The 6,299-nt window shown below is 70.4% G+C and carries 7 protein-coding genes; 5 read left to right on the top strand and 2 right to left on the bottom strand.

Annotated elements, in window-relative coordinates:
* Positions 1-61 precede the first annotated feature (61 nt).
* The gene (locus ACFWVC_RS23450) at positions 62-625 is read right to left on the bottom strand and encodes a dihydrofolate reductase family protein (RefSeq protein ID WP_384289319.1); all 564 of its coding nucleotides are present in this window, start codon (positions 623-625) and stop codon (positions 62-64) included.
* A 117-nt stretch (positions 626-742) separates the two neighbouring features.
* The gene (locus ACFWVC_RS23445; protein ID WP_384289314.1) at positions 743-1,291 is read right to left on the bottom strand and encodes a DUF1062 domain-containing protein; all 549 of its coding nucleotides are present in this window, start codon (positions 1,289-1,291) and stop codon (positions 743-745) included.
* A gap of 650 nt (positions 1,292-1,941) precedes the next feature.
* Here ACFWVC_RS23445 and ACFWVC_RS23440 point away from each other — a divergent pair.
* The 5 genes from ACFWVC_RS23440 (at position 1,942) to ACFWVC_RS23420 (ending at position 6,195) form a co-directional block, all read left to right on the top strand.
* Complete coding sequence (locus ACFWVC_RS23440; RefSeq protein WP_384289309.1) at positions 1,942-2,427, top strand: hypothetical protein; 486 nt, start codon at positions 1,942-1,944, stop codon at positions 2,425-2,427.
* Positions 2,424-3,242 (top strand): alpha/beta fold hydrolase, encoded by an 819-nt coding sequence (locus ACFWVC_RS23435; RefSeq protein ID WP_384289306.1) that lies wholly within the window; start codon positions 2,424-2,426, stop codon positions 3,240-3,242. Before ACFWVC_RS23440 ends, ACFWVC_RS23435 begins: the two co-directional genes overlap by 4 nt.
* Positions 3,243-3,322: 80 nt before the next feature.
* Positions 3,323-4,246, top strand: a complete 924-nt coding sequence (locus ACFWVC_RS23430; RefSeq protein ID WP_384289301.1) for an alpha/beta hydrolase — start codon at positions 3,323-3,325, stop codon at positions 4,244-4,246.
* A 33-nt stretch (positions 4,247-4,279) separates the two neighbouring features.
* Positions 4,280-5,140: an MBL fold metallo-hydrolase gene (locus ACFWVC_RS23425; protein WP_384289297.1), complete on the top strand. Its 861-nt coding sequence runs from the start codon at positions 4,280-4,282 to the stop codon at positions 5,138-5,140.
* A 65-nt stretch (positions 5,141-5,205) separates the two neighbouring features.
* Positions 5,206-6,195, top strand: a complete 990-nt coding sequence (locus tag ACFWVC_RS23420) for an alpha/beta fold hydrolase (RefSeq protein ID WP_384289293.1) — start codon at positions 5,206-5,208, stop codon at positions 6,193-6,195.
* The last annotated feature ends 104 nt before the right edge of the window (positions 6,196-6,299 follow it).

Here is a 6,299-nt window from a genome sequence, read left to right as displayed (position 1 = left end):
GTGTGCGCGAAGGCGCACACCGCCCGACCCGCGTGTTCCCAGGGCCCGGCGGACGAGCCGGCTAGCGCGCCACGCGGTGGCGGAGGTAGACGATCCCCGAGTTGAAGGTGCGGGTCTCGACGAGTTCGAGATCCACCCGGCGCTCGCGCCGGGGAAAGAACGGAACGCCACCGCCGACCAGCACCGGGTGGACCCTGGCCCGGTACTCGTCGATCAGACCCGACGCGGCCGCCTCGGCGGCGAGAGTCGCGCCGCCGATCGCGATGTCGCCCACCGCCGGTTCGGCGCGCCACCGCTCGATCTCCTCCGCCAGGCCGCCGGAGGCCAGGCGGGCATTGCCCTGCACCGCCGACAGCGTGGTGGAGAACACCACCTTCGGGAGCGCCTTCCAGATCGCGGCCCACTCGAGCCTCGAGTCGTCGAGCGAGGGATCCTGGTCGGCGGTCTCCCAGTAGAGCATCGTCTCGTACAGCCGTCGGCCCAACAGGTAGACGCCGAGCTCTCGTACCTCGTCGGTGACGAAGCGGAAGACCTCCTCGTCGGGCGGTGTCCAGTCCAAGCCGCCGTCCGGCCCGACGATGTAGCCGTCGAGTGAGACGTTCATCGAATAGGTCACGCTGCGCATCAGAAGTCCTCCTCGGTGACGGGATCGACAGTACGACCGCCGGACCCCGCGGGACTCGTCGCGGCACGTGCCTGTCCGGCGGAGTCCGCCGGACAGGCCCCTGGGCCGGGGTAGGGCTCAGCGCTTGAGCGTGAAGGTGAAGTCGCCGGAGAGCCTGCCGTTCAGCCGGATCGCCGAGACGAGCCTCCCCTCGGTGATCAGTCGTTCGACCTCGGCCCGGGAGAGACCACAGCCTTCGGCGATCAGCCGCACCGGACGGACGGGGATCCGCGCCGCGAAGCGGACCGAGACGTCCAGCACCTCGCGGTCCGGGTGGTCCGGTCCACCGGTGTCGAGGCGCCAGGCGTCCTCCCAGTCGAGGGCGATGCGATTCCGGCGCCGCACGACCGGATCCTGGAGCAACTCGGCTGTCAGGCCGAGGTCGTTGTCGTGCAGCCGGTCCAGCAGCTCAGGTCGTACGGAGCGCACGTTCACCCGCTCCAGGACCGTGAGCTTCGCGGTCTCCCCGCAAGCGGTGCAGAGCACGAGGAGCCAGGCGTCGAGCAGCTTGTGGTTGGCGTTGACGCGGAATTTGCCGTTCGCCCGGAAGCGTTCCGACGCGCACGCGTGACAGCGGCGGAGAACGAGAGGCAGGCAGGTGGGTATGACCACCCAGGTTTCGGACACAGAAGTACACCGGTTCCAGTGAGAAGTCCGCAGCAAAAAGCAGCGCGGCGCACAGGTGCGACGCGCGACAGATCAGCGCTCGGGAGGTCTCACACGGTGTACAACGGGACGTCCTTGCCTCGGGGACTCGGTTCGGCAGCACGGTAACGGCGCACAGTGGCGCCGTTCCACCGGTTTTCCGGTGGGGGACGGGGGAGGGCCTGATGTGGCGTGCGCCCGACTTGCAGATCGCAAGCGAGCTGCAACGTGGCCGACCAACTGCACGGCTTTGCCGGTGAATTCGAATCCGGCGTTGACGAAATTCACGGCGCTCGGCCCGGAAAGAGCACCCGGCGAGGCGGCCTCCGAGTGCGTGGTGCTCGACGGCCGTGCGGCGGAGTGGTCACCCGTCGACACCGCCGAAAGGTCTGCCTCGGGCTCCACGAGACCCGGCCCGGAGAACTGAGAGCAGGCGGGAATGCCCCGCGGACCAGCAGGCGGGCCGGGCTGCCGTTGGTCCGGATGCCCGCCGTCTGCGAGTGAACAATTCGCCTCCGGTGGATTCGCCGCGTAATTCGGTCGGCGAAAACCCTACGGTTATTTCTGGCGTGCAAGCGCGCGCGGGCCCGTCCATGGCGGCCGACCCGTCCATTCACGGAGAGGTTCCAGCAATGACGCAAGCGTCCGATCGCGCCGCGCTCGACGCGACGTATGCCGAGATCACCGGCTGGTTCTTCGAGAACTACCTGCCGCGGTGGGTCACCGCCGTGGAGACCTCGAATGACGCCTCCTTCATCAGCGACTACTGGGCGGCTCCGCTCTGGGTCGGGGACGAGAGCGGGCCGGTCTCCCTCGCCCTCACGGCGGAGGACGTCACCGCGTGGTTCCAGGCCACGTTCGACCGCCTGCAGGCGGCGGACTACACGCACACCGCGGTGCTCGACCACCGCGTCACGGTCTTCAACCAGTACGGCGGCGCCATTGACGTGATCTGGTCGCGTTGCCGCGCGGACGACTCGGAGATCGAGCGCCTGGCCGTGCACTTCGTCATCGCCCGCCGCAGCGACGGGTTGCGCATCGTGGCCATCGAAACGGCCTTCACCGACTCCGACACGCTGGACCAGGTCTGGCCGATCCGCCGGGGTGAGGGCCCGTGACCTCCAGCGTCGCTCTCGCACAGCGGTTCACACCGTCGGGCATCCAGTACCTCCACGCCGGCGACGGCGACGCCGGGCTGCTGGTCTTCACACACGGCTGGCGCGACAGCGCACCGGGCTGGCAGTGGGTCATCGACGAGCTCGTCCGGTCCGGTGCCGCGGCTGGCCGGCGCATCGTCTCCGTCCAGCGCAAGGAGGTCGGCCGTCGCGACGAGGACACCGCCGGACTGCTGGAGGACTTCGCCTCCCAGGTCGTCGAGGTCGTCCGTCACGTCCAGCGGCCGCAGGAGCGCATCGTCGTCGTCGGCCAGTCCATGGGAGGCCCGGTCGCGGAACTCGCCGCCACCCAGCTGTCCGACACGCTCAGCGGGCTGGTGCTGGTGACCCCGGCGCCGCTCGCCGGCTGGCCACTGCCCGCCGACGTCGTGGAAGCCTTCCGGGCCGACGGGCGTGAGCTCGACAGGGTCACCGCGGCGCTGTCGCGGACCCGGCTCGCCATCGACCGATCCGACACGACGACGCTGCGCATCGTCATCTCCACCCCGCCGGAGACCGAACGCGCCAGTCTCCAGTCCCTGGCCTCGTGGATCGGCGGGCACCCGCAGGGCCGCCGGCCGTCGTGTGTCACGGCCCCCACTCTCGTGGTCGTCACCGACGACACGTTCTTCCCGGAGGAGACGCTGCGCACCGAGGTCGCCGGCAGATTCGCCGACGCCCGCGTGGCCGAGGTCCGCGATGCCGGTCACCTGCCCCACCTGGAACGGCCGCGGGAGCTGGCCCACGTGATGGCCGGGTTTCTGACGACGCTCGGATAGGCGGCGGGCGCAGGCACACACCCGCACCCGCGCCGACGCGACAAGGACGCGACAAGGACGCGACATGGAGAGGACAACCGATGGCGCTCGAACGCGAAGAACACTGGATCCCGGCCGAAGGACGCATCGGACTGCACGCCTGGGTCCTGCGCCACGCGGAGCTGACGGCGCCCGCCCCGGCGATCACCGTCGCCCACGGCTTCCGAGGCCTGGCCGAAGGCGGCCTGATGCACTACGCCGAGCGGTTCGCGGAGGCCGGATTCGTGGCGATCATCCACGACCACCGCAGCTTCGGTCTCAGCGGCGGATGGCCCCGCCACGACATCGACCCGTGGCGGCAGATCCTCGACTGGCGCCGCGTCATCACCTACCTACAGGAACTGCCCGGCGTCGACCCCGACCGCATCGGCCTGTTCGGCTCCAGCTACGCCGGCGGCCACGCCCTCGTGCTCGCCGGCAGCGACCCGCGGATCAAGGCGGTCGTCGCCCAGGTGCCGACCATCAGCGGCTACGAGCAGGGCAAGCGCCGCAACCCCGGCGCCGAGGCGACGCAAGCGCTCCAGGACCGGTTCAACGCCGACGAACGCGCGCAGCTGCGCGGCGCCGATCCCGATCGCCAACTCCTGGTCACCACGGACCCGGATGTGCCTTCGGTGTACAAGGACCCGGCGTTGATCGCCTACGAGGACCGGTTCCCGCTGGGTGACCTGGGGCGCTTCGACCGCAAGATCACGCTGCGCTCCACCCTCAAAGCCCAGATGTACGACCCCGGCGTGTGGATCGACCGCATCGCGCCGACGCCGTTGCTCATGATCGTCGCCACGAACGACACGATGACGCCGACGGACATGGCGCTCGCCGCATATGAGCGTGCGGGCGAGCCCAAGGAGCTCATCACGTACGAAGGCGGGCACTTCGACGCGTATGTCGAGCACTTCGCCGCGACGGGCGGCGGCGCGACGGACTGGTTCACCCGGCACCTCGTCCCCGCCGCAGCCGGCTGACGAGCCCACCTCACACAAGGAAAGTCACGCACCATGACATCTGGCCTCCGTTTTCACGTTCACGTCGCCGACCCGACCCTCGAACACGGCACGCCGCCCGTGCCGCACGGCTACCCGGCGGTCGCATCCCCCGTGTCATCGACGCTCGTCACCGGTGAGCGGGACGCCGTCCTCGTCGACACCCCGTGGACACACGAACACGTCCGCGTGATCGGCGACTGGATCGCTTCGTTCGACAGGAACCTGACGGCGATCTACCTCACCCACGGCCACGGCGACCACTGGTTCGGCGCCCCCGCGCTGCTGGAACGCTTCCCGGGAGCCAGGGTGTACGCGACCGCCGGCACCGCCGCGTACGTGCGCAGGGAGCACGAGAACCGCGGCGCGGAGTGGGAGGTCCGGTTCCCCGGCCAGGTCAGCCAGGGAGAGGTCCACCCGGAGATCGTCCCGGCGGAGGGCTTCGAACTCGAGGGCAATGTGCTGAAGGCGGTCGAGCTCGGCCACACCGACACCGACGACACATCCGGGCTGTGGGTGCCCTCCATCGGCCTCTTCGTCGCGGGCGACTCGGTCTACAACCATTGCCACCAGTACCTGAACGAGTCCGGCAACGGCGGACTGCGGTCGTGGTACCGGGCGCTGGACACCATCGAGGCGCTGGATCCGAAGTACGCGGTGGCCGGCCACAAGGACAAGACGCAGCCCGACGACGGAGGCGCCGTCCAGCGGACGCGGACCTACCTCGACACCTTCCGGCGGCTCGTCGAGGAGGGCACCCGCACGCCCGAGGAGTTCTTCGACGAGATGATGCGGCGCTTCCCCGGATACGCCAACCCCAAGGCCCTGTGGCGCAGCGTCGTCGCGGTCGTCGGCCCGCCTGCCGCCGCCGGATGAGGACCTCTCGCAGCGCTGTCCGGAACCGCTCGCAGGGGGAATGGAAGTCCGATTCGGAGGTGGCAATGCCGGGCCAGGTCCAGCACACGTACGTCACGGTCAACGGCGTCAGGCTGCATGTCGCGGAACAGGGCGAGGGACCGCTGGTGGTCCTGCTCCACGGATTCCCGGAGAGCTGGTACTCGTGGCGGCACCAGATGGGCCCGCTCGCCGCGGCGGGGTACCGGGTCGCCGCCCCCGACCAGCGTGGCTATGCGCGCAGTGAGCAGCCCCGGGCGGTCGAGGAGTACAGCCTGCTCCACCTCACAGGAGACGTCATCGGGCTGGTCGACGCGCTGGGCGAGGAGAGGGCGGTGCTCGTCGGCCACGACTGGGGCGCCCCCGTCGCCTGGGCGACGGCCATGATGCGCCCGGACGTCGTGCGCGCCGTGGCGGGCCTGAGCGTCCCGCCCGTTCTGCCGGGAGGGATGACCCCGCCGTCGGTCACCCGCAAGACGTTCGGCGAAGGCTTCTACCAGATCGGCTTCCAGGAACCCGGGGTCGCCGACGCGGCGCTGGCCCGGGACCCCGCGGCCACCTTCCGCCGGATCCTCTCCGGCGGCTCGGGGGAGAACCCGGCCAACGATCCGCCCGGCCCGTGGATCGTTCCCGACGGTGGCACGCTGCTGGACACGATGCCGGAACCGCAGCGGCTGCCGGACTGGCTCTCCCAGGAGGACATCGACGTCTTCGCCGGCGACTACGGCCGTCACGGCGCCCGGGCCTTCACCGGCGGGCTGAACTGGTACCGGAACATCGAACGCAACTGGGAGCTGCTCGCGGCCTTCCGCGGGCGCCGGATCGAGGTGCCGGCGCTGTACATCGGCGGGGACCGTGACATGGTCATCGGCCTGCGCGGCCCGGACGCCACGCTGCGCACCGTCGAGGAGGCGGCACCGCGGCTGTGGCGCGGTCTGATCCTGCCCGGCTGCGGTCACTGGACCCAGCAGGAGCGCCCCGACGAGGTCAACCGGCAACTCCTGGACTTCCTGGGGCAGTTGCCCGGACCACAGTGATCGACAGGCCCGGTCCCGGGGACCACTGCGGACACGCCGCCCCCTGAGCGTGCCTTCCGCATCCGGGCGCGCCCCGACGAAGGGGCCGGCCCGCACCGTGCGGG

Source organism: Streptomyces sp. NPDC058691, from assembly GCF_042714775.1.
Taxonomy (GTDB): Bacteria; Actinomycetota; Actinomycetes; order Streptomycetales; family Streptomycetaceae; genus Actinacidiphila.
The sequence above is the reverse complement of the archived record's forward strand: the minus strand, read 5'-3'. Positions and strand labels throughout refer to the sequence as shown.

Excerpts from the sequence above, each read along its gene's own strand:
- ACFWVC_RS23440 (WP_384289309.1), top strand. The coding sequence starts at position 1,942 with ATGACGCAAGCGTCCGATCGCGCCGCGCTCGACGCGACGTATGCCGAG.
- ACFWVC_RS23425 (WP_384289297.1), top strand. The coding sequence starts at position 4,280 with ATGACATCTGGCCTCCGTTTTCACGTTCACGTCGCCGACCCGACCCTC.
- ACFWVC_RS23450 (WP_384289319.1), bottom strand. The coding sequence starts at position 625 with ATGCGCAGCGTGACCTATTCGATGAACGTCTCACTCGACGGCTACATC.
- ACFWVC_RS23420 (WP_384289293.1), top strand. The coding sequence starts at position 5,206 with ATGCCGGGCCAGGTCCAGCACACGTACGTCACGGTCAACGGCGTCAGG.
- ACFWVC_RS23430 (WP_384289301.1), top strand. The coding sequence starts at position 3,323 with ATGGCGCTCGAACGCGAAGAACACTGGATCCCGGCCGAAGGACGCATC.